The 26,318-nt window shown below is 39.2% G+C and carries 29 protein-coding genes; 8 read left to right on the top strand and 21 right to left on the bottom strand.

Annotated elements, in window-relative coordinates; all coding sequences use genetic code 11:
• Positions 1-157: 157 nt before the first annotated feature.
• Positions 158-667, top strand: a complete 510-nt coding sequence (locus tag BK584_RS18140; protein WP_078393881.1) for a type 1 glutamine amidotransferase domain-containing protein — start codon at positions 158-160, stop codon at positions 665-667.
• A 179-nt stretch (positions 668-846) separates the two neighbouring features.
• Here the strand turns inward: BK584_RS18140 and dmpG are convergent, their stop codons facing one another.
• The 4 genes from dmpG to BK584_RS18120 form a co-directional block, all read right to left on the bottom strand.
• A complete protein-coding gene (dmpG, locus tag BK584_RS18135) occupies positions 847-1,860 on the bottom strand; it encodes a 4-hydroxy-2-oxovalerate aldolase (RefSeq protein ID WP_078393880.1) in 1,014 nt (337 codons plus the stop codon).
• Positions 1,861-1,876: 16 nt separating this feature from the next.
• Positions 1,877-2,761: an acetaldehyde dehydrogenase (acetylating) gene (locus BK584_RS18130; protein ID WP_078393879.1), complete on the bottom strand. Its 885-nt coding sequence runs from the start codon at positions 2,759-2,761 to the stop codon at positions 1,877-1,879.
• Positions 2,762-2,775: 14 nt separating this feature from the next.
• Positions 2,776-3,552, bottom strand: coding sequence for an IclR family transcriptional regulator (locus tag BK584_RS18125; protein ID WP_078393878.1), 777 nt, complete (start codon positions 3,550-3,552; stop codon positions 2,776-2,778).
• Between the two features lie 161 nt (positions 3,553-3,713).
• Positions 3,714-4,820 carry a DNA alkylation repair protein gene (locus BK584_RS18120; protein ID WP_078393877.1) on the bottom strand — a complete coding sequence of 369 codons (1,107 nt, stop codon included), beginning with the start codon at positions 4,818-4,820 and terminating at the stop codon, positions 3,714-3,716.
• Between the two features lie 276 nt (positions 4,821-5,096).
• Here BK584_RS18120 and BK584_RS18115 point away from each other — a divergent pair, with 276 nt between their 5' ends.
• Entirely contained in the window at positions 5,097-5,801 is a 705-nt protein-coding gene (locus tag BK584_RS18115) for a DUF554 domain-containing protein (protein ID WP_245808902.1), read from the top strand.
• Here BK584_RS18115 and BK584_RS18110 read toward each other — a convergent pair.
• Positions 5,755-6,006 carry a hypothetical protein gene (locus BK584_RS18110; RefSeq protein WP_078393875.1) on the bottom strand — a complete coding sequence of 84 codons (252 nt, stop codon included), beginning with the start codon at positions 6,004-6,006 and terminating at the stop codon, positions 5,755-5,757. The genes BK584_RS18115 and BK584_RS18110 overlap by 47 nt on opposite strands.
• A 263-nt stretch (positions 6,007-6,269) precedes the next feature.
• Here BK584_RS18110 and BK584_RS18105 point away from each other — a divergent pair, with 263 nt between their 5' ends.
• Positions 6,270-7,298, top strand: coding sequence for a GTPase (locus tag BK584_RS18105; protein ID WP_078393874.1), 1,029 nt, complete (start codon positions 6,270-6,272; stop codon positions 7,296-7,298).
• Positions 7,299-7,341: 43 nt separating this feature from the next.
• Here BK584_RS18105 and BK584_RS18100 read toward each other — a convergent pair whose 3' ends face one another.
• A complete protein-coding gene (locus tag BK584_RS18100; RefSeq protein ID WP_078393873.1) occupies positions 7,342-7,722 on the bottom strand; it encodes a YybH family protein in 381 nt (126 codons plus the stop codon).
• A 367-nt stretch (positions 7,723-8,089) separates the two neighbouring features.
• Between BK584_RS18100 and BK584_RS18095 the strand changes: the two genes are divergently transcribed.
• Positions 8,090-8,689 carry a 3D domain-containing protein gene (locus BK584_RS18095; protein WP_078393872.1) on the top strand — a complete coding sequence of 200 codons (600 nt, stop codon included), beginning with the start codon at positions 8,090-8,092 and terminating at the stop codon, positions 8,687-8,689.
• Positions 8,690-8,966: 277 nt separating this feature from the next.
• On the opposite strand, the gene BK584_RS18090 is transcribed toward BK584_RS18095, so the two are convergent.
• The 7 genes from BK584_RS18090 to BK584_RS18060 form a co-directional block, all read right to left on the bottom strand.
• On the bottom strand, positions 8,967-9,161 hold the full coding sequence (locus tag BK584_RS18090) for an STAS domain-containing protein (protein WP_139365701.1): 195 nt from the start codon (positions 9,159-9,161) through the stop codon (positions 8,967-8,969).
• Positions 9,148-9,633 (bottom strand): STAS domain-containing protein, encoded by a 486-nt coding sequence (locus BK584_RS18085; RefSeq protein ID WP_078393870.1) that lies wholly within the window; start codon positions 9,631-9,633, stop codon positions 9,148-9,150. The genes BK584_RS18090 and BK584_RS18085 overlap by 14 nt, the downstream gene beginning before the upstream one ends.
• Positions 9,634-9,915: 282 nt before the next feature.
• Positions 9,916-10,068, bottom strand: coding sequence for a nucleoside triphosphate pyrophosphohydrolase family protein (locus tag BK584_RS25125; protein WP_245808901.1), 153 nt, complete (start codon positions 10,066-10,068; stop codon positions 9,916-9,918).
• Between the two features lie 211 nt (positions 10,069-10,279).
• Entirely contained in the window at positions 10,280-11,386 is a 1,107-nt protein-coding gene (locus BK584_RS18075) for a glycerol dehydrogenase (protein WP_078393869.1), read from the bottom strand.
• Between the two features lie 279 nt (positions 11,387-11,665).
• Positions 11,666-13,255, bottom strand: coding sequence for a solute:sodium symporter family transporter (locus tag BK584_RS18070; RefSeq protein ID WP_078393868.1), 1,590 nt, complete (start codon positions 13,253-13,255; stop codon positions 11,666-11,668).
• 453 nt (positions 13,256-13,708) lie between these two features.
• Entirely contained in the window at positions 13,709-14,038 is a 330-nt protein-coding gene (csaA, locus tag BK584_RS18065) for a chaperone CsaA (protein WP_078393867.1), read from the bottom strand.
• Positions 14,039-14,145: 107 nt separating this feature from the next.
• Positions 14,146-14,286: a YpzI family protein gene (locus BK584_RS18060; RefSeq protein ID WP_078393866.1), complete on the bottom strand. Its 141-nt coding sequence runs from the start codon at positions 14,284-14,286 to the stop codon at positions 14,146-14,148.
• 381 nt (positions 14,287-14,667) lie between these two features.
• Between BK584_RS18060 and BK584_RS18055 the strand changes: the two genes are divergently transcribed.
• Together BK584_RS18055 and BK584_RS18050 are read left to right on the top strand one after the other, a co-directional pair.
• Positions 14,668-15,795, top strand: a complete 1,128-nt coding sequence (locus tag BK584_RS18055) for a S8 family peptidase (RefSeq protein WP_078393865.1) — start codon at positions 14,668-14,670, stop codon at positions 15,793-15,795.
• 132 nt (positions 15,796-15,927) lie between these two features.
• On the top strand, positions 15,928-16,590 hold the full coding sequence (locus BK584_RS18050) for an SOS response-associated peptidase (protein ID WP_078393864.1): 663 nt from the start codon (positions 15,928-15,930) through the stop codon (positions 16,588-16,590).
• A 28-nt stretch (positions 16,591-16,618) separates the two neighbouring features.
• Here the strand turns inward: BK584_RS18050 and BK584_RS24720 are convergent, their stop codons facing one another.
• The 8 genes from BK584_RS24720 to BK584_RS18015 form a co-directional block, all read right to left on the bottom strand.
• Positions 16,619-16,759 (bottom strand): hypothetical protein, encoded by a 141-nt coding sequence (locus BK584_RS24720; protein WP_169871362.1) that lies wholly within the window; start codon positions 16,757-16,759, stop codon positions 16,619-16,621.
• A 135-nt stretch (positions 16,760-16,894) separates the two neighbouring features.
• A complete protein-coding gene (locus BK584_RS18045; RefSeq protein WP_078393863.1) occupies positions 16,895-17,287 on the bottom strand; it encodes a hypothetical protein in 393 nt (130 codons plus the stop codon).
• A 119-nt stretch (positions 17,288-17,406) separates the two neighbouring features.
• A complete protein-coding gene (locus BK584_RS18040; RefSeq protein ID WP_078393862.1) occupies positions 17,407-18,156 on the bottom strand; it encodes a phosphotransferase family protein in 750 nt (249 codons plus the stop codon).
• Between the two features lie 40 nt (positions 18,157-18,196).
• The gene (locus tag BK584_RS18035; protein ID WP_078393861.1) at positions 18,197-18,697 is read right to left on the bottom strand and encodes a GNAT family N-acetyltransferase; all 501 of its coding nucleotides are present in this window, start codon (positions 18,695-18,697) and stop codon (positions 18,197-18,199) included.
• 35 nt (positions 18,698-18,732) lie between these two features.
• A complete protein-coding gene (locus BK584_RS18030) occupies positions 18,733-19,539 on the bottom strand; it encodes a pentapeptide repeat-containing protein (RefSeq protein WP_078393860.1) in 807 nt (268 codons plus the stop codon).
• A 137-nt stretch (positions 19,540-19,676) separates the two neighbouring features.
• The gene (locus BK584_RS18025) at positions 19,677-20,501 is read right to left on the bottom strand and encodes a zinc ribbon domain-containing protein (RefSeq protein ID WP_078393859.1); all 825 of its coding nucleotides are present in this window, start codon (positions 20,499-20,501) and stop codon (positions 19,677-19,679) included.
• A 13-nt stretch (positions 20,502-20,514) separates the two neighbouring features.
• The gene (locus BK584_RS18020; RefSeq protein WP_078393858.1) at positions 20,515-22,344 is read right to left on the bottom strand and encodes a TcaA NTF2-like domain-containing protein; all 1,830 of its coding nucleotides are present in this window, start codon (positions 22,342-22,344) and stop codon (positions 20,515-20,517) included.
• A 273-nt stretch (positions 22,345-22,617) separates the two neighbouring features.
• Positions 22,618-23,709: an ROK family transcriptional regulator gene (locus tag BK584_RS18015; RefSeq protein WP_169871360.1), complete on the bottom strand. Its 1,092-nt coding sequence runs from the start codon at positions 23,707-23,709 to the stop codon at positions 22,618-22,620.
• 209 nt (positions 23,710-23,918) lie between these two features.
• Here BK584_RS18015 and BK584_RS18010 point away from each other — a divergent pair, with 209 nt between their 5' ends.
• A complete protein-coding gene (locus BK584_RS18010; RefSeq protein WP_078393856.1) occupies positions 23,919-25,304 on the top strand; it encodes an FAD-binding oxidoreductase in 1,386 nt (461 codons plus the stop codon).
• On the top strand, positions 25,301-26,269 hold the full coding sequence (locus BK584_RS18005; RefSeq protein WP_078393855.1) for a bile acid:sodium symporter family protein: 969 nt from the start codon (positions 25,301-25,303) through the stop codon (positions 26,267-26,269). Before BK584_RS18010 ends, BK584_RS18005 begins: the two co-directional genes overlap by 4 nt.
• The last annotated feature ends 49 nt before the right edge of the window (positions 26,270-26,318 follow it).

The following is a 26,318-nucleotide window of genomic DNA, read 5'->3' as shown; positions in this document are numbered from 1 at the left end:
CCTAGCAGAAAATCAAAATGATTAAATTGCTAGGCTTTATTTAACAATAAGAAATGATCACCTCTTTCACATAAACTTCACATTGAAAATGAGTTTATTTCTAGCAAAACGGGTATTGTATGAGAGAGACAGATTTTAATGAAGGAGTGTTGTCACAATGGCTAAAAAAATTGCCGTACTTGTAACAGACATGGTAGAAGAAATTGAGTTGACAGATCCTGTGAAAGCATATAAAGAAGCAGGTCACGAAGTCACGCTAATCAATGCAGAACCAGACAAAAAAATTACTGGCAAAAATGGCGATACGTTTAGTATCGACAAAGGCATTGATGATGTAACACCTGACCAATATGACGCATTGCTTATTCCCGGAGGGTTCTCGCCAGACATTCTTCGTGCGAATCCTAAACATGCAGCGTTTGCAAAGCCTTTTCTTGCAAATGAGAAACCAGTATTCGCCATATGCCACGGACCGCAATTCTTAATAGATACAGACCAGTTAAAAGGCTTAGATGTAACAAGCTTTGTGTCTGTACGTAAAGATTTAGAGAACGCTGGCGCAAATGTAAAAGACGAGGAAGTTGTTGTCTCTCACAATTTAGTGACTAGCCGCACGCCAGATGATTTACCTGCTTTTAATAAAGCAGCACTTGAGTTATTAAACTAAATTAGTTTTAGAGCCAACAAGGCGTGAACCTTGTTGGCTTTTTATTATGTTTTTATAAACGGTTCTTTTCGACAAATCTTAGCGGTAATCGCAACATTAAAAGCTCCGGCCCATTCTGCCTTTAGGACGTGAAAGAAAACCGAGGGAGTTCCCTCGGTTTTCTTCATCGTATTACGATTTTAAACGTGAAGGTTTTTTCCGGCAATTTCTGCTGCCACATCCACAATCATATCTTCTTGTCCGCCAACAACTTGACGTTTTCCAAGCTCAATTAAAATATCGCGTGAATCGATGTTGAATTTTTCTGCAGCTCTTTTGGCATGTAAGGCAAAACTGGAGTATACTCCTGCATACCCAAGAACAAGACTATCTCTCGTTATCTCTTGTGGTTTCTGTAGGATTGGGGAAACCACCTCCTCTGCCAAATCCATCATTTTGTACAAATCAATTCCTGTTTTGATCCCCATTCGCTCTAATACAGCAACTAGTACTTCTGTTTGAGTGTTTCCTGCACCTGCTCCTAAACAACGAACACTACCATCAATTCTTGTTGCGCCTTCTTCAATGGCTGCAAGTGTATTTGCCATAGCAAGTGATAAATTGTTATGCCCATGGAAACCAATATTAACATCCAGATGATTTTTTAACGCACGGATTCGTTCGGAAACTTGATGAGGCAATAGCGCCCCTGCCGAATCTACCATATACACAGTGTCTGCTCCATAGCTCTCCATTAACTTCGCTTGCTCAACTAATTTATCTACTTCTGCCATATGAGACATCATTAAGAAACCAACCGTTTCCATGCCAAGTTCTTTTGCGGCAAGGATATGTTGCCGGGAAACATCTGCTTCTGTCACGTGAGTCGCGATACGAGCCATTTTCGCACCAAGACGCTCCGCTTCTCTTAAATTTGTGAGCGTGCCAATACCAGGAATTAATAACACAGCAATTTTTGATTGATCAGTAACGGATGCTGCTGCTTCGATTAATTCAAGCTCATTTGTTTTTGAACGTCCATATTGCAACGATGAACCTGCAAGACCATCTCCATGAGCGACTTCTATGTATGGCACCCCAGCATCATTTAATGCACTAGCGACATTCGTGACTTGCTCAGTTGTATATTGATGGGCAATTGCATGACTACCATCACGTAAAGCAACTTCAGTAACGATGATTTTTTTGGCCATAATGCTCTCTCCCTTCTTATTTCGCAACTTGTTCTACTTGGTTTTTTGCAAATTCTTCTGTCACACGCACCCCTGCGGCCGTCATAATATCTAAATTGCCAGAATACGTCGGCAAATAATCCCCAGCACCTTCTACTTCAATAAAAATTGTCACTTGATTGCCGTCAATAATTGCTTCTGTACGTAGACGATAGCCAGGCACATATTCTTGAACTGACTGCTCCATCTCTTTAACGGAGTTAAGCACAGCCGCTTCATCCATCTTTCCCTCCTCTACGAGGACATAAACGGTATCACGCATTAGAATTGGTGGCTCTGCTGGGTTTAAGATGATAATTGCTTTCCCCTTCTTAGCACCGCCTACTTCTTCAATTGCCCGAGCTGTTGTCTCTGTAAATTCATCAATGTTTGCTCGAGTGCCTGGACCTGCACTTTTACTTGAGATCGTCGCCACAATTTCTGCATACTCAACGGGACAGACGCGGTTAACAGCATGAATCATCGGAATCGTTGCTTGACCACCACATGTTATTAGATTAATGTTTTCCTCATTAAGATGTTCCTGTAAGTTCACTGGTGGTACAACAAGTTTTCCAATTGCTGCTGGTGTCATATCGATTACTTTCTTCCCTGCTGCTTTCAGTAATTTTGCATGATGAATATGTGCTTTTGCAGATGTTGCATCAACAACAATGTCAGCAAGTTCTGGTCGCTCTAAAAAGCCTTCAATACCTGTATGTATTGCTTCATAACCATATTCCTTCGCACGACTTAACCCATCTGATTTGGGATCAATTCCAATCACTGTAGTAAGCTCTAAGACATCTGACCGACCTAATTTCATCATTAAATCTGTTCCAATATTTCCTGAACCTAGAATCGCAACCTTTACTTTAGACACATTTGTCTCCCCCTCTAAGCATGATTTCTTTTTTGAAAGCCTAAGCCATTTGAAATCTCTTCACATGCTTGTTTCACTCGTTTAATTGTCCGTTCAAACTGCTCACCACTCATCCGAAATGTCGGTGCTGAACAACTAATCGCTGCAACCGCCTCCCCGCGATGATTGAAAATTGGAGCCGCTATACAGCGTAATCCGATTTCCATTTCTTCATCATCAATAGCAAACCCTAGGTTGCGTACATCTTTCAAATGATCAATGACTTGATCAATCGACGTCATCGTGTGCGCTGTAAATGAACGCAACTCGTCTTGATTGAGCAACCGTCTTGCCTCTGTTTCCGTCTGATAAGCAAGTATCGCTTTTCCAACACCTGAACAATGAAAGGGAGCCCTTTTTCCGATTTGTGAATAAATTCTCAGCGCTTGTAAACCATCCATTTTTTCGACATATATAGCTTCGTTCTGATCAAAAGAGACAAGGTGTATCGTTTCCTGTAGTTCACCGACCATTTTGTTCATTATCGGTTTTGCTAACATTCGGACATCTAAATCTGCAAGTACTGCATTGCCTAATTCAAATAGTTTCAAACCAAGTTTGTATCTTGCATCTGTTTCATTCTGTTGCAAGAAACCTCGGTGTTCCAATGTTTTAATAATTCCATGCACCGTGCTTTTTGAAAGACTTAGTTCTTCACTAATCTCTTTTAAACTTCGTTGTTGATTGGACTTTATAAATAACTCAAGAACGTCGACGGCACGTTCAACCGATTGGATAAACCGTTCTGGCATATATCCCCTTTCCGCGTTCAACATTATCGAACGCTATTCGCAAATTTTTATCTTAACTTCATCGTAACGAGAAAGCGCTTTCTTGTCAACATAATAAGGATCTTCTTCTTTAACAAAAAAGCGGTTCCTTCTATATAAAAGGAATCGCTTATTAAATCAAATTAGTTGTATTCCATCAAGGTCAGGGATGTATTAGCCACTTCCACGCCATTTACAAGAAGACGAATAAGATGAAGACCGGGATTGTGGCGCCTAGTTGATAAGTCTGCAAAACGATGAATCCGCTCTGCTTCAACAACTGCGCCTGCACGGAATGTTTTGTCCGATAATAGAAATGCTTTTTTCCCCGTTTTTCCACGTGCCTTCACAAAATCAATTGCATATTCAACTCGAAGTGTGACTGGTTCCTTTGCGATCACACGAAAGCCAAACCGCAATGTTGCAGCCTCACCAATCGAAACTTCATCTGGGATCACTTGTAAAAAAGTTCCATCAATTAATGGCTCTCCTTCAATCATATCGCTGTATCCAAATAAAGCGAGAGCATGGGGGTTCGCTTGTTTAACAAGCGTCCGACAACCACGGCGCACGATCCAATCCGTAAATCCATTTCCTTCGCTCTTCCATCGCTTTGCTAATTCTAACACCTTGTCTGGATGATCTTTTGAAATGTCATTTAAATTATTGGCTACACTCTTTCGAACATATAACGATGGATCTGCTTTTAATAATTCAAGAATCTCTAAAACCAGGGATGGATCTTTTTTAAACACAGGTAAAGACTGCCCCCAAGGCAAACGTGGTCTGCAGCCCTCACTAGCTAACCTACGAACATGTTCATCTTCATCAAGAGCCCATTCTTTCATTAATAACATCATCTTTTTTGGATTTTTTAAGATGAATGATCGAATGGCAAACTCTGAAGTGGAATAGGGAGTAAAGCGTTTCAATCCCTTGACCGCTTCTTCCCAATCTTCTGCAGCTTGTCCATACACTTCAACAAAATCTGGAATAAATAAATACTTCAAACACTCTCGATCAACCTTATAAAGTACAGCGAGTGCATCAGGAAAGGCCGTAGGTAGAAAAGAACCGAGCGTCTCTGCGATACGCCGTGTCCGTGCTTTTAGCTCCATTTTCTCCCATTCATTATTCATAACTGTCTCGACAAAGCGCTTCTCTTCGAATGAATGATGTACTTCTTTCACTCTTGTTGCAAATGTCTCAAGAAAATGCTGATTATACATTTGTTTTAAGGGTTCAGCCATGGTTTACGCCTCCTTCAATTGTTCCTTCTTTCATTATAACGATTCGTACATACGTTTGCATGAATAAGCAGTTATTTTATCGTTTAACCTAAGAAAAGTGAAAAGCGCCACAAAGGGAAAAACGCTATTTTCAGAGGGAGATATTTGCTATAATAAATCACTGACGTTTTGGCTTCCTTACGAACCCGTTTACCACATCGGGGCAGTAGGGTTTTTTTATATAAATGTGTATGAATACATCTATAGAGAAGCTATTTTGAAATGGAGATCACCCTTATGTTACTAGGTTCAATCGTAAATGCCCTAGCCATTGCTGTCGCTTCCTTAATTGGAACACGCATCCGCAACGTTCCAGAGGGAATGAGTAAAATTGTCATGCAAGCCTTATCTCTCTGTCTACTTATTATCGGCATTCAAATGGGAGTAACGGGTGAGAATTTTCTAATTGTTATTGCCAGTCTTACAACCGGCGCGATGATTGGGGAATGGCTACAAATAGACGCGCGGTTAAACAAACTAGGAGATTGGTTAGGAAAGAAACTTGGAAAAGAGTCACAAGGGAATGTTGCTCAGGCCTTTATCAGTTCAACGTTGATCTTTGCTGCAGGCGCACTTGCTATACTCGGACCACTAGAGAGTGCATTACGAGGAGATCATAGTTTGCTGTTCACGAAAGCATCAATTGATGCTTTTTCCGCGCTTATTATCTCTTCAACACTCGGAATCGGTGTTTTATTTGCAGCGATCCCTGTCTTTTTATATCAGAGCATCATCACATTGCTTGCTAGTCAAATTGACGCTTTCGTCTCACCAGCTTTAATGGACCTTATTATTGCTGAACTCTCATGCATCGGTGGCATTATGATTTTAGCGATTGGATTAAACTTGCTCAATATCACGAACATTAAAATTGCAAACTTACTTCCTAGCCTCGTTATTGTAGTTGCTCTTGTTGTAGGTTTCCAAGGCATGCTCCTTTAGCCGCCATATATTGGTGGCTAAAAGCCATTTGTTTTTTAAGCGCATCTCTTTGTTCTATAAAAGATGCAAGTAAATCCATACGTGCTAGTAACTCTTCAAGGTAGACTTGATTACTTAAATCCCCCGGCGAATAAAACTCTGGCAAATAGAGCAATACATTCCCCGCCTGATAACGAAGGTATACTTCATAACCTCGCAGTTGCATTGAGCTTATGAGTGCTAAATACTCTTTAATAGCAGGTTCATTTGTTTCTGTTCCTTCCTTTACATATACATCAATTCCTTCATTATGGCACTCAAAGCGAAACGATTGCTCAACAGTTGCACCTTTTCTCGTTAAATGAAGAAAAAAATCGTACTCTTATACCCACAATTAATATAGAAATTAATTATAAATCATCACCTTCCTTTTTATACTCGGTTTACTTCCAAGACAAAAGGTGAATAAATAGGAGAGAGGTGAACAATATGACGTATTCATCAGACCAATTTAACGACAATTATGATCAGGAGTTTTCGCGAATTTATGAAAAAGAAACAGAAGCAATAAATGCCCAGCTTGATAAAGAAATCTTATTTGCTCTAATTGGTGATGTTAATACAGGGAAATCATCAACCATTAATCAACTGATGGGTGCTGAAGTGGCTAAGGTGGGTTCCCAGCCAGGAGCAACCAGTAACGTGGATCTTTATAAATTTAAAGATAAGATTTCATTTGCTGACACTCCTGGCTTAGACGACATTATTTCAGACCATTCAGATGAAACGATGGCATACTATAAACAGGCGGATGTTCTTCTCTTCTTCTTGAATGCGGCAGGAACTGTTTTTTCTGAAGGGGAGAAACAAATTTTTGAACGTATGGCGAAGTTGAACCAAGATATCATTATTGTTTTAAATAAAATTGATGCTGCTGAAGAGATTTCGAGTTTAAAAGCGTATGTGCAAAAGCATACTGGAAACCATTATCCGGTTGTCCCGATTTCCTCTAAAAACGGAACAAACATCGACCAACTTAGAGACAAGATTTTAGATATTCTCGAGAAAAAACAAAAAGATATTCAGCTTGCAAAGGAACTAGAAGGGAAGAAAGCTAAGTCGAGTGTTGCGAATAAGTGGATTGTAGGTGCATCAGCCGCAGCAGCGGGGGTTGGCGCGACTCCGATTCCTGGTGCGGATATTATCCCAATCACCTCGATTCAAGTCGGGCTAATGGTCAAGCTCGCTTCCCTCTACGATAAACCAATGACCAAAAAGAAAGCGAAGAATTTAGTCGTAACCACACTCGTTAGTAACTTTGGCCAAACGATGTACCGTCAATTAACTAAGTTCTTCCCGGGTGCAGCTTTTATCGCCGGAACAACAATTGCTGGTACAGTGACAGCTGCATTTGGCTATTCAGTAAAATACGCCTTTGAACATGACATCGATCTTTCTGATGGAAAGCTAGGTGACCTTATAAGAGACTACTTAACCAACTGGCGTAAAAAAGAGTAACAACGCAAACCTGGAAAAAGGAAAATCCCTTTTTCCAGGTTTATTATTTCCCCATCGACTTAACTGCGCCACTTAAATGTTCGTGTACTAACTTCCATTCATTATCTGCGACAAGAAATACATTCGTTGCTCTTCCTTTTCCTGAAATAAATTTCCCCTCATAATACCCTTCGTATATATATGTATATGTGCATGTTGCCATTTCTGTGGAAACAGCTATCCATTCAACCTCTGAGGCGGAGTACACCTCTTCCTTAATAAGATTCCATGTTTTATTAAAATAAGCACCAATCTCTTCATACCCTCTACATATTGCATCAGTAAAAAAATAAACCGCCTCTGGATGTAGCACCTTTTTCACGTTCGAAAACTTGTGTGTATTTGTCGCTTCAATGTATGTATGCAACGCTTTTCTATATCCCATACTTACCATTCTCCTTCCATAATAACGAGAATACGTTCCCTTTTATTATATCATTTATTGTGGAAACACTTAATTACAAAAGAGAGGGTTGTTTTGCTATTTTAGTAGATATAAATTGCGCTCATTCCTTACTATCCCGCCTGATTCCACCTCCGACATACAAATGAAACATTATAAAACTAGTGTTTCACTCTCATTACAAGTAGATTACTTTAGCCTTTTAGGGTTGATTCCTCTATTTTGTTTATGTATAGTGAGGACTTGCGAGAGAGATTCCCGCAAACAAAGATAAGATAAACTCAAATTGTTTAGGTAACACCAATATAAATAGGGTGCCTTAACTACTTAGAAGGAGAGTGCTTATAACATGAAAAAACTAATCGCATCACTTGCCGTAGTAGGATCAGTTCTAATTGCAACTCCTGCTTTTGCTTATGAGGTACAAAGCGGAGATACATTAAGCGGAATCGCTAATAATAATAACGTTTCTATCAGTGACATCATGGAAGCGAACTCAGATATTAATGACAAAAACCTGATTTTTGTTGGTCAGCATCTTGATCTTCCTGGTACAGATTCAAAATCAAGTGAAGCTCAAGTTAAAGGCGAAACTCAAACAAATGAAGAAACTAGTTCGACTCCAAGCGAGAGCAAGTCTAGCTCCCAAGACGCCGCTGGGACAACAATGAATGTAGAAGCTACTGCTTATACAGCTTTTTGCGAGGGATGCACTGGAGTCACATACACAGGTATTGACTTAAGAGCAAACCCTGACCAAAAAGTAATTGCAGTAGATCCAGATGTCATCCCACTTGGTAGCACTGTCTACGTTGAAGGATACGGCGAAGCAATTGCAGGCGATATTGGCGGAGCAATTAATGGCAATAAAATTGATGTCTTTATGCCAGATCAAGATCAAGCAATCGAATTTGGTCGTCAAAATGTGCAAATCGAAGTATATGAGTGATCTGTAGATAAGAAAAAAGTCACCTCAATCGTAGGGTGACTTTTTCTCGTTCGCTATTCGTAAAAAATGCATTCGATCTATCCGGGTCTCTAGCATAACTGCGCTTTATCTTCTGCAGGAGTTTACGTATGTGCCGTCCGCTAGTTGCTTATGATTACGACACACTATTAGAAACTCTTTTCTAGCACATCCGTTCTCAACTGACCTAAAGATACCTCTGGGGTTTTACCCCAGAGGTATTCTTCTATAACATTGTCCAATTCTAACGATTACTCAATCAAATAATGTTTTTATCTTGAATAGCTGTCCGCAAGCTCGAATACACTTTGCCTTCAACTTTAATTCCTAAGTTCACCATCGTCTGTGCAACTTCCGGACGAACTCCACTTAAAACGGCTTCAACACCAATAAGTTTAAGTGAATCCATCACTTTAAAGATTTGCCCAGCTACCATCGTATCAACAACGCTCACTCCAGACAAAATCAAGAATGATACGGTTTAAACTTAATTCAGATCCTTTTCCAAGCGCATTGTTTAATAAATATTGTGCACGGTTCGTATCAATTTCGCCAATAATTGGGATGACTCCTGTATCTTTTGTTAACTGAACAAGTGGAACAGACAGTTCATCAATCGCATATTTGGCTGCTTCAATGCTATTATGAAAATCTTTCATATAAGAACGACTAACAATTAATACAGCGTGGTCCACCACACGATCAAACACTGAGATTATCGCATAAAAGCCCTCAAGTGACATATCTTGTTTAATTGCTTCATCGCGTACAATTTCTCCAATTGAATTGCGATAATAAGCAATCTCGCTTAAACCAACATCTAATGGCAATTGCAACTTAACAAGTAGTCCAGATACTTCAGTACCCCACTTTTCAATTGCATTTTGTGCTTCCTCTGGACTTATAACAACTGATTGTGCATACATGTCAATCAGTCTTTTTCTCCAAGGGGTTAACTGCATTGTCAATGTATTCGCACTAACCTTATCTTGTCACAGTTAATACATATCAAACCTTCCATATTATTAACTGTTTACTTTAGTTACTCTCTTTCGCTCACTCTACTTTCTAAGAAATATCGGCACGCCTTTTTTTAATTTTTTTGTTTAGAAACTCATCCAACTCTTCCTCGGTTTCACTTAGTTTAAAAAATAATGCCAACGCTACTAAAATGACATCCGCACATTCCTCTTTCACATCCGCTTTAGTTACCCTGCTTGTACACTACCAGACGCCTTGTTATAAGAAAGTATTGCTTGAGCTGTTTCCCCCACCTCTTCTGATAATTTCAATACCATTTGCTCCAATGTCTTTTGTTCTTGTTGGCTTAATTTTTGAATTTGTTTTAATAATTGTTCCACAGTGGATCTTCCCATTCCTTATTTATCGAAACCTTTTCTTACATTTTACCGATCCAATAGCTGTTTGAGTGGTCTTACCATGTTTCTTCCACATTAATCACTTTAACAGTACAGACAATTTATGTATAGGATCCTCAATCTCGAAACAAAAACCCTTCATTCTCTTAAGATAGGAAGAACCTCCATAGTCTTAAGACTATGGAGGTTCCGTTTACTTCTCTAAATAAGTAAGTGAATATTGATCTGCTGCGATCATCGCATCAACCACTTCTTCAGCTGTTGGTACAGTAGCCATATTGTGGCTACTTTCTCCTTCTTGCAAAGCCGTTTTGGCAACTTTCAGTAGCTCGTCCCGTTCAATTCCTTCTATATGAAGATCTTTGAACGTAACTGGCAAACTTAGTTTTGAAAGCAATTCAATGTACCGATTAATTTCTTGTTGATTGTGTGCTTCAAGTGTCAGCTGCGTTAAAATACCAAACGCTACTTTTTCGCCGTGGCTCAAATGGTGAATATCACCTTCTAACACTGTAAAACCGTTGTGTACAGCGTGGGCAAGTGCTAGTCCGCCACTTTCGAAGCCTAGACCGCTTAACAATGTATTTGCTTCAATGACTTGCTCAAGAGCATGAGAAACAACTTCTCGTTTATTTGATTCATACGCGAGCAATCCATAATCAAATAGGACTTGTTCACACTTCTTTGCAATCGCTTGTCCAGCAATGGTTGCTTTTCCTCCTGCCATATTCGTACCGCGTCCTTCGTAAGAAGAACGAGCTTCCACCCATGTCGCGAGCGCATCCGCAATCCCAGCAGCGAGGAACTTAGGCGGAGCACCCGCAATAATAGCCGAATCAACAATAATAATGTCTGGATTTTTATTGTAAAAACTATAGCGTTCAAACACACCGTTTTCCGAATATATAACAGACAGAGCACTAGTTGGTGCATCTGTCGAAGCAGTCGTAGGCACAATTACACAGGCTGCGCCTTCAATTAAATCCCGCACACCTTTTGCTGTATCTAAAGTTTTACCACCACCAACACCAACAATAATGTCTGCTCCTTCAGCTTTGGCTTTTTCGGCAATCCGTTTAATCTCCGATTCTGAAGCTTCTCCCTCGAAAGTAACTTCAATAACAGACATACTTGCTTCTTTTAAACTTCCAGCTACACGATTTCCTGCCATATTCCAGACAAACTCATCTGCAAGAATCATTGCCTTTGTTCCTAATTCTTTTATATATTCACCCGTTTTATCAAGAACATCACGACCTTGCACATACTTACTTGGGCTTATAAATATTTTTTCGTTCACACATACCACTCCTCTTTTAGGAAAATCTGTATGTAGTGTTCCTCTATATGAACTGCTTTAAACACGTTTCTTGTTCAACTTTATTAGTCGCAATTATTTTCCACTTAAAAAATGATGAAACAAAGACATACTAATTGAACGAAACCCTTCATTTTTTCTATTTCATTATTTGTCTTAGTAAAATAGGAAGAATCGTGGTCAAAAGGAAAGCGTACATTGATACGAAAGTCAGTCCGACTCGACTAACCTAAAAAGAGTGGCCTAAAGGCCACTCTTTTTTCACTCTGCAATACCAAGCGGAGAGAAAAACCAATATGAAGCAAGCACAATCACAATAATTAACACACTCACCCATTTCCTATGTTTCCATGGCGTTAAGTCAACTTTATGATTCCCTTCTGGAAATTGAAATGGCTCTGTGTTCTTTTGAAGTCGGCTAATCCCCCACAAAAGAAACAAATTAACAAAGAACATAACACTAAATACGTAAAGATAGTGTACGTCAAAGAAAAGTTGGGAAATGCTATACACGACAATATGAAAACCAAAAGTGATTTTCGCCGCGAATGGAGTCGCGTATTTTGAGTAAAACCCTAAAATAATGATTGCTAGGAGAGGCATGCTGTATACACCATTAAATTGTTGCACAACGTGGAACAGTCCTGCAGGTGCAAACGAAATTAATGGCGCAATGACCGTTGCCAAAAGCCCAACAATAATAGTAAACACTTTCCCCATTCTCGCTACTTGCTTATCTGATGTGTTTTTCTTCATTGGCTTATAAAAATCTAATGTAAGTAACGTTGTTGTTGCATTTAATGCACCAACAAAAGAACTCAAAATCGCACCAAATACGACAGCCGCAAAAATACCAAACGCCCACTCTGGTAAAACTGCTGTGACAAGCATAGGATAAGCATTATCAGCTGGTTCAATAGAGTCACCAAGCATATTAAACGCTATAATGCCCGGAAACACTAAAAATAGTGCGCCTAGAATCTTAAAGAAACCAACGTAAAGAGCACCTTTTTGCCCTTCCTTTAAATCTCTTCCTGCCAATACTTTTTGCACAATCAATTGATTCGTACACCAGAAAAATAAATTATTAAACAACAGACCTAGAAACAACGTTGGCCAAGGTACCATTGGAGAATCAACCGCACCTATTGAGTTAAGCATTTCTGGCGTTTTTTGGTGAATCGATTCAAACCCTCCTAGAAAACTCCCTTCTCCAAGAACAATAAGTCCAAAAATTGGAATGAATAAACCTGCGATAAGTAGGCCTATTCCATAAACCGTATCGCTAAACGCACTTAACCGTAAACCACCAAGCAATAAATAGAAGAGACCCATCACTCCGATAATACCTGATATAAGTGAAATAGCGACAAGCGGCTCAACATTTAACAGCTCATCAATAGCAAAGATTTGATTAAAAACAAGTGAACCAGAATACAAAACGACTGGTAAAAATGAAACAACATAAGTAAAAATAAATAAGATCGAAGCAATCCGTTTTGTTGTTTTATCAAACCTCTGTTCGATATAATCGGTTACTGTATCTACACCATATTTTAAATACTTCGGAAGAAAGATGAGTGCCAACGCCACGATCGCAATTGCTGAGGTAACCTCCCAGGCCATTACCTCCATTCCGGCTACATAACTCTGTCCATTTTGACCAACAATTTGTTCGGTTGATAAATTGGTCATGATGACGGACCCGGCAATCGTAATACCTGTTAAACTCCTTCCACCTAAAAAAAGCCCTTCAGAGCTTGAAAGATTTACTCCGCGACTTCGTTTATAAGCAAATAACCAAATCGCTACAATAATAATGACAAAGGTAATAATTGAAAATAGCCCCAAGGGTCTGTCTCCTTTCAAATTTCATTTGATGATACTATTTATTAGCCACCTTCATTCGTTTTAAAACTTACATTTTATACCATACAAGTAATGATTAAATACGATTTAAAAATGATAACGCATTCACATTTTTTCAATAAATAAGTCTATTTACTCGTATACCAGCATTTTAAAAGCTTTTGCCTGTATGTATCGATAAGCAATCCCAATTACAGTAAAATTTTTTTCGTTTACTCATAAAATAACTGTTTATTTGTCTAAATCATACCGCACGTATAATAAGAATGAATAACTGAGGAATAACGAATGTTGAAACGATAACGGAGAAAGATACTATGGGGATAAACTGAGGTCAAAGAACAAGTCAATCATACATATCATCGTCTAAAAACGAACTTTCACTTAAAGAAACAACACGCTCCTCTTGTCTACCGTCGTGTTGTCTCTTTGCCCTTATTGAACTCTCGTGCCATTCGGTACATTCGTTTCTGGTTGCAAAAGGACAACATCATCCGTTTCTGGCACTCCACCTAAAACAAGCACTTCGGACTTATACCCCGCAATACGCATAGGAGGGAAATTAACAACCGCAATGACCTGCCTTCCGACTAAGATTTCTGAGGAATATCGTTTCGTAATTTGTGCAGAAGACTTCTTAACACCAAGTTCACCAAAATCAATTTCTAACTTCATCGCTGGCTTCCTAGCCTCCTCAAAATACTCTGACGCTATGACCGTACCAACTCTCATGTCTATAGAATGAAACTCATCCATTGTCGCCATTATTTCTCAACTACCTTCCTTTTTATTTTTCATTAATTATAGCACTCCGAATGTCATTTCCATCAAAAAAGCGGTAACCTGTACAGGTTACCGCTTTTTATTTGATCTTACTTGTGACCATCATTTAGTTTTCTTGCTTCTTCTGGACTAGACATCTTTGTCGCACCTTTATAGCGCAGACCAACATCACGATCTGATTCCACACGCCCACTTTCACGCAGTTTCTTTTCTTGACGATCTCTTCCCACTGTATCCACCTCCTCTTCCTTACAATGCCGAATCTCAACAGATTTTATCCAAAACGTAGTCCTAAGTAAGATTGCAACTATAGTTTTTATTGATCACACATTACCCAATATTTTCTTATAAACCAATAATTATGAATTGATTAGGGTGTGAAGTATGCTTTCATCCAAATTAACCAATGTAATACCAGTTCAAACCCTTTTATTTTCCCAATAAAAAGGGACACATTTTCCGTTATTTCTAGTTCATTCCGCATACCTTCAACAAACTTTTTACCTTTATTACATTACAGAGAGACTAAAGTTTCCCAATAAGCAAGTGGATAAGAACATGTTATCGTTTGATACAAGCAAGTGCTTGTTATAATCCGAGGAGGGGTAAAGATGAATCGAAAACCAGTTAAACTAATCGCAGGAACAGTTCTTGTTATGGGCTTTGTCATCAGTTCATCATCCATATCAACTGCCGAGGAAACAAAAAAGACTTATCTTATTGGTTTTGACGCTCAGGAAGAAGTCGAAACATTCACGAATATCGTTGATTCTGAGATAGGGGCTTTATCTGAAGAAGATATTGACATTACCTACGAATTTAAAGACATACCGGTCGTCTCTGCTGAAATGAGTGATGAGGAGTATGCAGCATTACTAGAAGACCCATCGATATCATATATTGAAGAAGACATCGAAGTAACAACAATGGCCCAAACCATTCCATGGGGCATTAGTCAAATTAGTGCTCCTGAAGCACAAATCGCTGGATTTACTGGTGAGGGCGTAAACGTCGCGGTGCTGGATACTGGAATAGAAGATCACCCCGACTTAAACGTTCAAGGCGGTGTTAGCTTTGTTCAAGGAGAGCCGGATTATCAGGATGGAAATGGACACGGAACCCATGTCGCCGGTACAATCGCTGCCCTTGATAACGACGAAGGCGTAATTGGAGTCGCACCAAATGCAGATCTTTATGCAGTCAAAGTTCTTGGTGCAAATGGTTCAGGCTCGGTCAGCTCAATTGCTCAAGGGCTTGAATGGGCAGGAGAAAATGGGATGGACATTGCAAACTTAAGCCTAGGTAGCTCTGCACCTAGCGCGACACTCGAGCAAGCAGTGGATGAAGCAACCGCAAATGGCGTCCTCGTTGTAGCCGCTTCTGGGAACTCGGGTGCAAGTTCTATTGGTTATCCGGCTCGCTATGATAACGCTATGGCCGTTGGCGCCACCGACCAGTCAGACAGCCTAGCTAACTTTTCTCAATATGGCGAAGGCTTAGACATTGTAGCTCCAGGTGTTGGCATCGATAGTACCTATACTGGCAGCTCATACGACAGCTTAAGTGGAACATCAATGGCCACCCCTCATGTTGCTGGATCCGCAGCATTGGTGAAAGAAAAGAATCCACTTTGGTCAAATGAACAAATTCGTGCTCATTTAAACGAAACTGCAACTGACCTTGGAGATACGTATCGTTTTGGTAATGGGCTTTTAAACGCACATGCCGCTGTTGAATAAAAACGCAAAAAAGCCACAAGAGAGCTGAACTCTTTTGCGGCTTTTTTCGTCTAAATCATAAAATCTTTTTGCTGGCTACGCCACTCCTCAACTGGGCATACTTTAATCATCTATGATAAGAGGTGATTTTCCATGTGCGGCAGGTTTACATTATATTCTTCACCACAAGAGTTACAGGATGAGTTCGGCCTCCCAATTCCTGATTATGAACCAAGCTATAATATCGCTCCAACTCAACAAGTGCTTGCGTTTGTAGCAAACAACGAAGAAACGAAGGCAGGCTTTTTGCATTGGGGACTTATTCCCTTTTGGGCAAAAGAGAAAAAAATCGGTTCCAAAATGATTAATGCCCGGGCTGAGACCATAGATGAGAAACCAGCTTTTAAAAATTTACTTAAACGGAAGCGCTGCTTAATCCCAGCCAATAGTTTTTATGAATGGAAACGGGAAGATGACAGTAAACACCCGTTCATCATTCACTTAACCAATTCGAAACTGCTAACATTTGCTGGTTTATGGGATCGTTGGATTGATCCTGCCACGAACAACACTATTTCTTCCTGTACAATTATCACAACATCACCAAATGATTTTATGAGCTCCCTTCATGACCGGATGCCCGTTATTCTAGATGAGGGTAACCGCCAAGCTTGGCTTGATCCAAGTATTGATGACCCCGCACAGATAAAGAGCATGTTACTACCATATAATCGTACACATATGACAGCTCACGAAGTAAGCAAAGCCGTAAACAATCCGAGAAACAACGGTGCCCATCTAATCCACCAGTTATAATTGCAGCGAGCTCTTTCGCCGCGCTTATTTATTGAATTGGTTTCTCAAGTGTAGCTAAATGACCTTCTTCATCTACAATAGAGTAAAGGATTGACTCACTTTGGATTGTATCTCTACTTTCATTAAACTCGAATTCAAAATCTCCGTTCTCATCCGCTTCAATTTCCACATTAAAATTTCTTGGATTTAGATTGTTGATCGTGATAGTATGGAAAAAGAAACCAATGATACATACCTTATTTAGTTTATATACCAAATGAGTCGTTCATAAGAGTAATCTAAATTCATTGTTGTTACATGTCCATCATGGAAAAAAATGAAAGTGCGACATTATCTTCGTGGTCAACATAGCCAATGATAGAAAGAATCCTTGTTCATGATTATGAAAAATATAGTAATCGTCTCCATAAGAAGCGGTGACCTCCTCAATTAGAGAACCTTCTTTGATTCCCTTTTTTGTCGCAACAACATCTTTATCTTCAAGTGTTCTAACCCCTATGATTTTGTTTGTCACTCGATCAACTTCCAACATGAATCTGTCATTCAAAAATTGATCATATCCCCGTTGTTTCTCATAGTAGTTATTATCTGGATAGGCTTCAAATCCATCACTTTCTTCTATTTCGAGCATATTCGCTCCTAATGTAATTCCCCCAATCTCATCTTTTTTTATATCAGTTGTTTTTACTTCTTTCATCAATCTTTCTTCCTCTTCAAAAACAACATTACAGCCAGTGACTATTAAAAGAATTCCAACACAACAAGCTATACAGCTTAGACATTTGCGGTGCTTTATCTCCTACGCTCCCCTTTCATTCAAATCGAGTCACAAACAATTTTTACTAACCGTTCAACATTTTCCTCTGGTACAGACTCCGCTAATCGTGCCGCAGCAACCACGGGCGCCCATTCAAAAATATCTTCTTTTAAATACTGGCTCGTTTCACAATAGGTTCGCATATACAGCTCCGCTAATTCATGGGAGAGATGTTGAGAGTAGAGCAAGTATGTACGGTAGACATCAGCACGTGGATCACCAAGACTCGCATCAACCCAATCAATAATTGTGGTTTGATCCTTTTTGCCAACAATTAGATTAAATAAATGAAAATCGCCATGACATAGACTTTCGTTATACGTAAATGATTCTAGCTTCGTTATTAACGTGGCTTTTTGTTTCATACTGAGAGGTGACGCTGCTTGGATCTGTCGCTTCAGTTTTTCCTTCATTGATTCAATCTGACTTGGAACCACTTTATGAACCTGTTGTTGAAGACTAACTGAAAGCGCCATGTAACGTCCCATTTGAGATTGATCTTCACAAACTAATTGTCCTAATGTCTTACCTTCAATATATTCCATGACAATCGCTTGTTTCCCATTCACTTTCGTCACATCATATATTTTTGGGACTGGTAGCCCTTGCACATAAGCGACCCTGTGTTTTGCCGCTTCTTTCATTGCTTCCGTATCTGGTAAATTAGCGTTAAACAATTTGATTGCCTCGTTACCAGAGCGGTAAACATGTGCTGTATTTCCACTTGCGATTGGTTTGTCTAAATTCATTATGCCTCCCCCCTTCATCGTCTACATGTTTGAATTCGCCTTAAAGCGAAAACGTATATTGAATCAAAATGCCACTCTTCCCACAGTATTCTTCCATACCATTTCGACTACTCTCTTTAAAACCGATTCGTTCCAACATTCTCCTTGAACGTTCATTAGCTTCATTGGTTTCTGCTTTAAACGTTGTTATACCAAACCCCATTGCCATATAGTCAATCATCATTCGTGCCGCTCGTTGACCAATGCCCTTCCCCCATAAATCAGTCTCACCAATAGCAATACCTAGCTCCCCAACACCTTTATAACTATTCGCTAAATCGACGTAACCAATCAATTTACCATCTAACTCAATGCCTTTTCGGTAAATTGTACTTGATTGTAAATGAACACACAGATCCCACCAGCGATAGACTTCATCAGCATCACGTCCTAATTCCCATCCATTTGCTCTACAAAACAACTCATCTTTACTCCATTTCAAAACGACTGGATAATCCTCTAAAAGAAGAGGTCTTAGCACCAAAGCGGTCAATTCTGTCATTATTGCACACCCTTCTATTCTATAAATGAAACGAACTAGCTTATTAACCAATGTTTTGGGATCGTAAAATCTGGGGGAATGCTAGTAGATAGGTCACCTTTTGCAGAATTAAGCTGTGATTGTGTTAAGAATAAAGCTTCTTTTAAATTTGCACCACTTAAATCCGCATCTCTAAAATCAGCGCCAATGCAATCAACGCGACGTAAATCGCTCATCTTCAAATCTGCTGCGATGAATAATGCACCTCGGAAATCCTTCCCTTTTAAATCTCTCCCTCTTAAATTCGCTCCACTATAATCAACTTGTTTCTTCTGATTCTTCTTTGTTTCATATCCATCACGGTATGTGCTGCTTGTTTCTACTAGTAACACATTTACTTTTGCACGATGAGAAGTCAAATCGATTTTAAGAATATTCTCGGGAGTTAGCTCGGTTAATGCGATTGTCTCGTTGTACATCTTTTTTAACTCGCTTGCGAGTGATTTTCTTTCGTTTACATGTATCGATTGTTTCAAATAGGCAAGCATCTCATGAAGCTGTTGTACTAGAGGGAATACTAAGAACATTTCAGAAGCAATATAAGGGTCAGTACGCCAATCCTTTGCTTCGTAGAGTACTTGAGATACATGTTGACCCGCACCAAAACATTCATAAGCAATACAACCTCGAAACCCGTTCCCTCTTAACTCACTATGGATAGAACAACGAGAATCAGAGCATAGATGGCGGCACGGCTCACCAGCGTTTTTGTTAAGTGGGAAATCAGCTGATTTGGCATAAGGCAATGCCACACAGCATAAACCAAAGCAATTCCCACAATCCGATGTTAATTCTTTATGCATCCCCACATCTCCCTCTCTTCATCCTATTGAATATTCTACCATCATTTTTACTTATTAGAATCTACTCATTTACCTGTTTAACAATAAATGAGCAAAAATCACTACCAGCATATACTAGTAGTGATTTCACGAGCTTTTTACCAGCCACTTCCACCAAACATATCGATAAATTCGTATATCTCATTAAAAGCCGATGTAAGTTGGCTATCAAAATAAAAATACATCAATACTGCTAAAATGAATTGAGCAAGTATGGGTAGATAAAACAGATCTAATCCCTCTTGTTTTCTTGAAGAAGAATAACTATAAATGGTCGCAAATAGAGCCACCGTCGTTGAAATCGATAGAATAATGATCATCCACCAAAATAGTACAGTGATGTTTAATAACGCGGCAAGTAAAAGAATAAGTGCAAACGCAACTGGAATAATCATAAATCCACCGTAGCGAGCAACAACCTCTTTAAAATGAACTTGAACACGTCCTATTTTTAACACGAGGAAAATGACACCCAGGATGAATAATTGAATAATGAGGAACTGAATAACCATTCTTGGGACAATATCTCCAAAATTTATTGTTGTTTCAAGTTCCATTAAGACAATATTTAAAAACGATATCGATGATATAAAATTATAGATAGCAATTGGTATAATAAGCGAAAATAAAATCAATGCTGCAATTCCATAACCAAATCCACTTGATGTAGCATTACTTACATGGTGATGTGGATTTTTAAGAATATTAACAACCGATAAGCCAAAACCTTTGCTAAACGTTGCTGCTTGTTCTGTAAAAGCACTTCCTTTGTTTTCACTTGGTGTTCCCTGTGTGGCTGATCGCACTTCATGTGCGGCAGCTATTTGCTCCACACGATCTTCTTCTTCGCCCGTCTTTGTTCCACAAGCTGTACAAAATTTCATTGAAGCTACTAATTCCTTCTCACAATTAGGACATTTCATATTCAGTTCTCCTTTAAATGACTTCGTCAGTTGAATTTAATTCATGAACACGCAATTCATTATCAATGAGCTTTACCGTACTTTTCGTAATAAACTCCTTTTCGCTACTGTCCCCATCTTCATAATGGATCTCAAAGATTTCATTTGTCGTCACAATCCATTCATCACTAGAAACTTCTTCTACTTCTTGCAGTTGTGTATCAATATGAGTTTGCGTAATACCTCGATCTGAAAGTGATTGATAATATTCTTGTTGCATCAATTTAATCGGACCATCTTCTGTCATGAATGGAGAAATTACCGCAAAATCTGCTGTATTAATTGCTTCAACGGCTGTTTCATTATATTCATAAATAAACTCCTCTAATTCTTCATCACGAATGAATGTAGACTCGCCTTCACCTTCTTCACTACTGTTATCAGTTCCCGTCGAAGCGTAAACGGTTTGTGAGCCCTCATATGTATCAAAACCTTCAGTCGCAAACCAGCTATATGTACTTAACTCACAATCATATATGGTCCACCCTTGTTCGTCCTCGTAGACCAATTCCATATCACAAAACTCGTACTCCTCATAAAAGCCGTCTTCTGGCCCATCAGCAGACTGATTTAATTGAATCTCAAATTCAACCGGTAACACGATCGACATATCACTTTCATCATTCATAGCAATTGTGTGTTCATCAAACCAAATATTCGTTGCATCAAATTGAGCAGCGTAATAATACCCATAATTCGAATGATAGGAATTTTCTATTGTATCGATTAATAACTCACTACTTGTTGACTTGAGTAATGCGGAGTCACTTTTACTATAAGCATCGTAATAAGATTCTCCAAATGCAGTAATGACTTCAGCCAGCTCTTCTTTAATTGCATCAACGTCTGCTTCTACAATGAGCGTTTCATACGTTGATTCAATTGGGATTTCCTCTGAGGTGGATGTGCCCCATGGAAAATTAAAAACCGTTTGATATGAGGTGCTTCCATCAATAAACAATGGACCGACTGTAAGCAAGCCATCTTCAATTGGAATTTCATTTTCATTTAGCATGATTGCTACGTTCGATAAGTTCTCATACATGCTGAACGTCACATAATCAATGTCCATATCAAAATAAATTGTTTCATAATAGGCACTTTGACTTTCTAAATGAACGTTCTCTTTATGAGTGTAATCTGTATATTCATTATTCAAAGATGCTGAAAATTCATATGCACCTGGAGCGATAGGCCCAATCGTCATGTACTCTCCTACTTCATACTCTCCCTCTAACTCTTCATCATAAATGGAAAAAGTCATTCCATCATATGGAATATGTATGTCAACATATTGCTCAATAAATTTAATTTTATGTTGGTCAAACACACCGAGGAATTTACCTTCCTGCATGACGGAAAAGCTTTCATGTTGACCACCCGATTTTAATGAGGAGGCCGTCATTTGTAATTTAGACGGGTCACTATTAAATAATTTAATAACCGCTTCTGCTTCAAATGTTTCTACATTTTCTCCACTCCAGTGGGTAAGAATGTTTTCTATGTTAGAAACATTTTCAGATTCAACGGCCTTAACAAATCGATCAATTGTTTTTTCTGCCGATGCATATGTACTTCCCGCATAATAACTTCCTGCGAGTAAAACAACTGCTCCAACACCGATTCCGATCACTATTTTCTCTTTTTTGGTTCGTTTCCTTTTTTCTGTTGCTTGTGGTGGTTGAGTCTCTTTTTGCACCCTTGCCGTTCCATCAACTTGTGCTTGCTTTTCAGAATAACCACACTCTCCACAAAACATTTGATCTGAATCAAACTGTTTTCCACAGTTACCGCAATACTTCATTGATTTTCATTCCCCCTTTTAGAATTGTTTGCACACAATTATATATATCGACTATGCATACAAATAGTAAAGGAAAATATAGAAAATTAATGAGTCTTTCTATCCGATTCATTAGACTTACAAAACGATTCTTTTCTAATTAACCAAATCTTTTTTTCCAAATATAATCAATCACTAATTCAGCTAAACTCCAATAGATTCATAAGATTCAAATCAAAATTAACTCAATATAAAAACCTACCACTTAACTTATGGCAGGTTTTCACGATCGTCTTATGCTTCGTAAGACAAAATCATAGCGAGAGCCGCACCTTCGAGCTCACTATATGGCTCTTCATTAAAGATAATATCATTCTGACCTAATCCAAGGGAACGTTTACTTCGATCCTCCAACACTTTTGTGACGGATTCGGTAAATGAATCATAATCATTATAAGGACTATCAACAATAATATGACTTGGATTCACGAGAAGAATCATATTCATGATAGGAATGGATAAATACTCTCCGTATTTCGCTAATTCCAGTTGCATTTCATAAACCGTTCCATTTTTCTTTGTCCATTCAAGAAATGTCTTCTGTCCAATTAAGCGTTCGAGGCAACCCTTTTGGCCACATTTACATTCAGGACCATCAGGATTGACGCTAAGATGTCCAATCTCTCCAGCTGTTGATGTCTCGCCATCCCAGATCTGGCTATCCATGACGAGAGCAGCACCAATTCCTTCACCCATGCGAATGTAAAAAAAGTTTGATTGTGCATGGTCGGCTTGTTCTTCGATTGCGCAAAGCGCTGCCGCCTTAACATTATTCTGTATATAAAAAGGCAAAGCAATCGATTGTTTTAAATAAGATCCCAGGGGGACATTCTTCCAATTAAGTGTTACTGAGCTAATTATAGATCCGTTATTCGTATCCACGATACCCGGCACTGCAATTCCTACACCAATCACATGGCTTCGATTCTGTTGTTCTTCTTCAATAATATCTAATACTTTGTTCACACATGTTTGCACATCAGTTGTATCCAAATATATGGTATCAGTATGCAATGGTTCAAGAAAATAATTATAAACACTCCATTCAATCGAATCGGAGTGAATGACCATACTAATGGTTTCAAAAAAAGCTGGATTCAATTTTAATAAGATTGTAGGTCTACCGGTCTTATTTGGTTGTTTTCTACCAATTTCTTGGATAACACCTTGCTTTATATACTGATTAACAATAATAGAAATGGTGTTTTTGCTTATTTTAAGTGATTCCATTAGTTCTTTTCGTGTCATTTCTTTTCTTTTTCTCAATAGCGAAAGAACCCTTTTTTCATTTTGTTCACGTAAAATTCCGGTTCCTCTAGAAGTCATCGTTCTCGCCGCCTCTTTTGCGTAATCTCCCACCATTTAACCATGTTAGTAACAGGACCGCAATTTAATCTTATGTAACAAATCGTTAGAACGAGTTAAATCGAGTTGAGATCAATATCGTTAGATAATCTTCCAGAAAAAAGATTTCGAATTAATTGTATTTCCTGTATAATACGTTTTATCACATTTTGTACTGGAGGAGTAGACAGATGTCCACATTAATCGACGAACTACGAGAAGCTTTAAGCTTTCAACAAGTAACGATTAACGAAACGATTCGTGAACAACATAGCAAGGACGAGTCCTATCATCAAGCTGTTATCCCAGAAGTTGTTGTTTATCCATATCACGCACAAGATGTACATAACTTGATGAAAGTTGCTCAGCAGTTTAATCGTCCTGTTTACCCATTTGGACTTGGCTCAAGCCTCGAAGGTTTAGTCATCCCGAGAGAAAATGGCATATCCGTTGATTTTTCAGAAATGAATAACATTATCGAGATAAAAGAAAAAGATTTCCTTGTGAAAGTGCAACCTGGCGTAACGCGAACACAGTTAAATAAAGAACTTAAAAAATACGGTCTGTTCTTCCCTGTAGACCCTGGCGCAGACGCGACTCTCGGTGGCATGGCTGCCACGAATGCGAGTGGTACAACATCTGTCCGTTATGGCACAATGCGCGATCAAGTACGTAATATCGAGGTTGTACTTGCTGATGGTTCTATTATTAACACTGGAAATAACGCTGCCAAATCATCTTCTGGCTATCATTTGAACGGATTATTTGTTGGCTCTGAAGGAACACTCGGTTGTTTTACAGAGTTAACACTAAGAGTCTATGGTATACCTGAACATATCGTTGCTGGTCGTGCCGTTTTTGCAGATGGCGATGCAGCTGTTTCTGCCGTTGTTTCCATACTACAAGCAGGTATACCAATCGCCAGAGTAGAACTTGTTGACGAAGCGTCCATGCAAAAAGTGAACGAGTTTAGTGAGACAAATTATCCAATTAAACCAACATTGTTTCTCGAATTTCACGGGAATGAAGCCGGGTTAAAACAAGATGTTGCTTTCACAGAAGAGATTGTTCACGACTATGGTTGTCATCAAATCGATTTCGAACACGATACCGCAGCTCGTAATAAACTCTGGGACGCACGCCACAATCTTGCCTATGCGTTTATCCATAGCAATCCTGGTAAGAAGATGATGGTAACCGACGTATGTGTGCCCATTTCCGAATTAGCGCACGCAATCTCTCATGCCCGAAAGACTGTGGATGCTTCCGGAATAGAAGGTGGAATTGCCGGGCATGTTGGTGATGGGAATTATCATGCAATCCTCATGTTTGATCCAACGAACCAAGCAGATATTAAAGCAGTTACTTCCATTAATGAAGCCATTGTATCCCATGCGCTAGCGGTAGGTGGAACATGTACCGGTGAACATGGTGTTGGTGCAGGTAAGCGCAAGTATCAACAACAAGAACATGGAGAAGCACTCGTAATCATGCAAAAAATAAAACAGGTGCTTGATCCAACAAATCTTTTAAACCCAAATAAACTTGTCCAAGTTGAAGAGAGCAAACAAGCATGAATCAGCTAGCATCAATCAGTGCTTTTGCAGGAAAATATTTTGCCGTCTTCGTCATTGCGGCAGCAGTTATTGCCTTTTTCATGCCTGATCCATTTATTCCAATTAATAGCTTTGTACCGATCTTGCTCGGTATCGTTATGTTTGGCATGGGAATGACATTAAAACCAACTGATTTTACTTTAGTTGCAAAACATCCTCTGCCTATTGTGTTAGGACTTGTCGCTCAGTTTACTATCATGCCGCTTATAGCACTTGCGATCGCCTATTTGCTGCAATTACCAGGAGAACTTGCGGCAGGACTCGTTTTGCTTGGCTCTGTCCCAGGTGGTACAGCTTCAAACGTGATGGTTTACTTAGCAAAAGGAGATTTGCCGTTGTCCATTACAATGACTTCAATGTCAACACTTGTCGCTCCGATTGCGACTCCGGCAATTCTTTATGCACTGGCCGGTCAATGGATGCCAGTCAATTTCATGGCGATGGTAACAATGATTCTTCAGGTCATTCTTGTTCCTGTCATACTCGGTTTGTTTATCCGTCACTTTTTGCCAACCTTTGCAAATAAAACAGCAACCGTTATGCCTCTTGTTTCTGTCCTTGCTATATTAGCGATCATCACTGCTGTTGTTGGCGCAAACACGGAAGCTCTAGCTGCATCAGGCTTAATCGTTTTTGTTGCTGTTATGCTTCATAACGGCGCTGGACTAGTACTTGGTTATATCGCTGCAGCTGCATTCCGCTTAACTCCAAGCCAACGACGCGCTGTTTCCATTGAAATAGGTATGCAAAATACGGGACTTGGTGTCACACTCGCAACCGCTCATTTAAGTCCAATTGCCGCTATCCCAAGTGTCATCGGCGCTGCCTGGCATAATATCACAGGTCCTATAATGGCCACATACTGGTCAAAACGACCATTAAATGAGCATAACTCGGTAAGTAAAGATGAATCAAAAAGCGCTTAATCAAAAGAAGCAAGTGAACTGAATGTTCACTTGCTTTTTCTTTATTCTT

It is taken from the genome of Shouchella patagoniensis (assembly GCF_002019705.1).
Taxonomy (GTDB): domain Bacteria; phylum Bacillota; class Bacilli; order Bacillales; family Bacillaceae_D; genus Shouchella; species Shouchella patagoniensis.
The sequence above is the reverse complement of the archived record's forward strand: the minus strand, read 5'-3'. Positions and strand labels throughout refer to the sequence as shown.

Bases quoted from the DNA above. Each gene is read 5' to 3' on its own strand.
- BK584_RS18100 (WP_078393873.1), bottom strand. From the start codon at position 7,722: ATGGGATATAGAAAAGCGTTGCATACATACATTGAAGCGACAAATACA.
- BK584_RS18030 (WP_078393860.1), bottom strand. From the start codon at position 19,539: ATGCATAAAGAATTAACATCGGATTGTGGGAATTGCTTTGGTTTATGC.
- BK584_RS18115 (WP_245808902.1), top strand. From the start codon at position 5,097: ATGTTACTAGGTTCAATCGTAAATGCCCTAGCCATTGCTGTCGCTTCC.
- BK584_RS18035 (WP_078393861.1), bottom strand. From the start codon at position 18,697: ATGACAGAATTGACCGCTTTGGTGCTAAGACCTCTTCTTTTAGAGGAT.
- BK584_RS18055 (WP_078393865.1), top strand. From the start codon at position 14,668: ATGAATCGAAAACCAGTTAAACTAATCGCAGGAACAGTTCTTGTTATG.
- dmpG (WP_078393880.1), bottom strand. From the start codon at position 1,860: ATGGCCAAAAAAATCATCGTTACTGAAGTTGCTTTACGTGATGGTAGT.
- BK584_RS18050 (WP_078393864.1), top strand. From the start codon at position 15,928: ATGTGCGGCAGGTTTACATTATATTCTTCACCACAAGAGTTACAGGAT.
- BK584_RS18025 (WP_078393859.1), bottom strand. From the start codon at position 20,501: ATGAAATGTCCTAATTGTGAGAAGGAATTAGTAGCTTCAATGAAATTT.
- BK584_RS18125 (WP_078393878.1), bottom strand. From the start codon at position 3,552: ATGCCAGAACGGTTTATCCAATCGGTTGAACGTGCCGTCGACGTTCTT.
- BK584_RS18020 (WP_078393858.1), bottom strand. From the start codon at position 22,344: ATGAAGTATTGCGGTAACTGTGGAAAACAGTTTGATTCAGATCAAATG.
- BK584_RS18010 (WP_078393856.1), top strand. From the start codon at position 23,919: ATGTCCACATTAATCGACGAACTACGAGAAGCTTTAAGCTTTCAACAA.
- BK584_RS18120 (WP_078393877.1), bottom strand. From the start codon at position 4,820: ATGGCTGAACCCTTAAAACAAATGTATAATCAGCATTTTCTTGAGACA.
- BK584_RS18095 (WP_078393872.1), top strand. From the start codon at position 8,090: ATGAAAAAACTAATCGCATCACTTGCCGTAGTAGGATCAGTTCTAATT.
- BK584_RS18105 (WP_078393874.1), top strand. From the start codon at position 6,270: ATGACGTATTCATCAGACCAATTTAACGACAATTATGATCAGGAGTTT.
- BK584_RS18085 (WP_078393870.1), bottom strand. From the start codon at position 9,633: ATGTATGCACAATCAGTTGTTATAAGTCCAGAGGAAGCACAAAATGCA.
- csaA (WP_078393867.1), bottom strand. From the start codon at position 14,038: ATGGCGACAATGGATGAGTTTCATTCTATAGACATGAGAGTTGGTACG.
- BK584_RS18045 (WP_078393863.1), bottom strand. From the start codon at position 17,287: ATGAAAGAAGTAAAAACAACTGATATAAAAAAAGATGAGATTGGGGGA.
- BK584_RS18140 (WP_078393881.1), top strand. From the start codon at position 158: ATGGCTAAAAAAATTGCCGTACTTGTAACAGACATGGTAGAAGAAATT.
- BK584_RS18110 (WP_078393875.1), bottom strand. From the start codon at position 6,006: ATGCAACTGCGAGGTTATGAAGTATACCTTCGTTATCAGGCGGGGAAT.
- BK584_RS18005 (WP_078393855.1), top strand. From the start codon at position 25,301: ATGAATCAGCTAGCATCAATCAGTGCTTTTGCAGGAAAATATTTTGCC.
- BK584_RS18040 (WP_078393862.1), bottom strand. From the start codon at position 18,156: ATGAATTTAGACAAACCAATCGCAAGTGGAAATACAGCACATGTTTAC.
- BK584_RS18015 (WP_169871360.1), bottom strand. From the start codon at position 23,709: ATGACTTCTAGAGGAACCGGAATTTTACGTGAACAAAATGAAAAAAGG.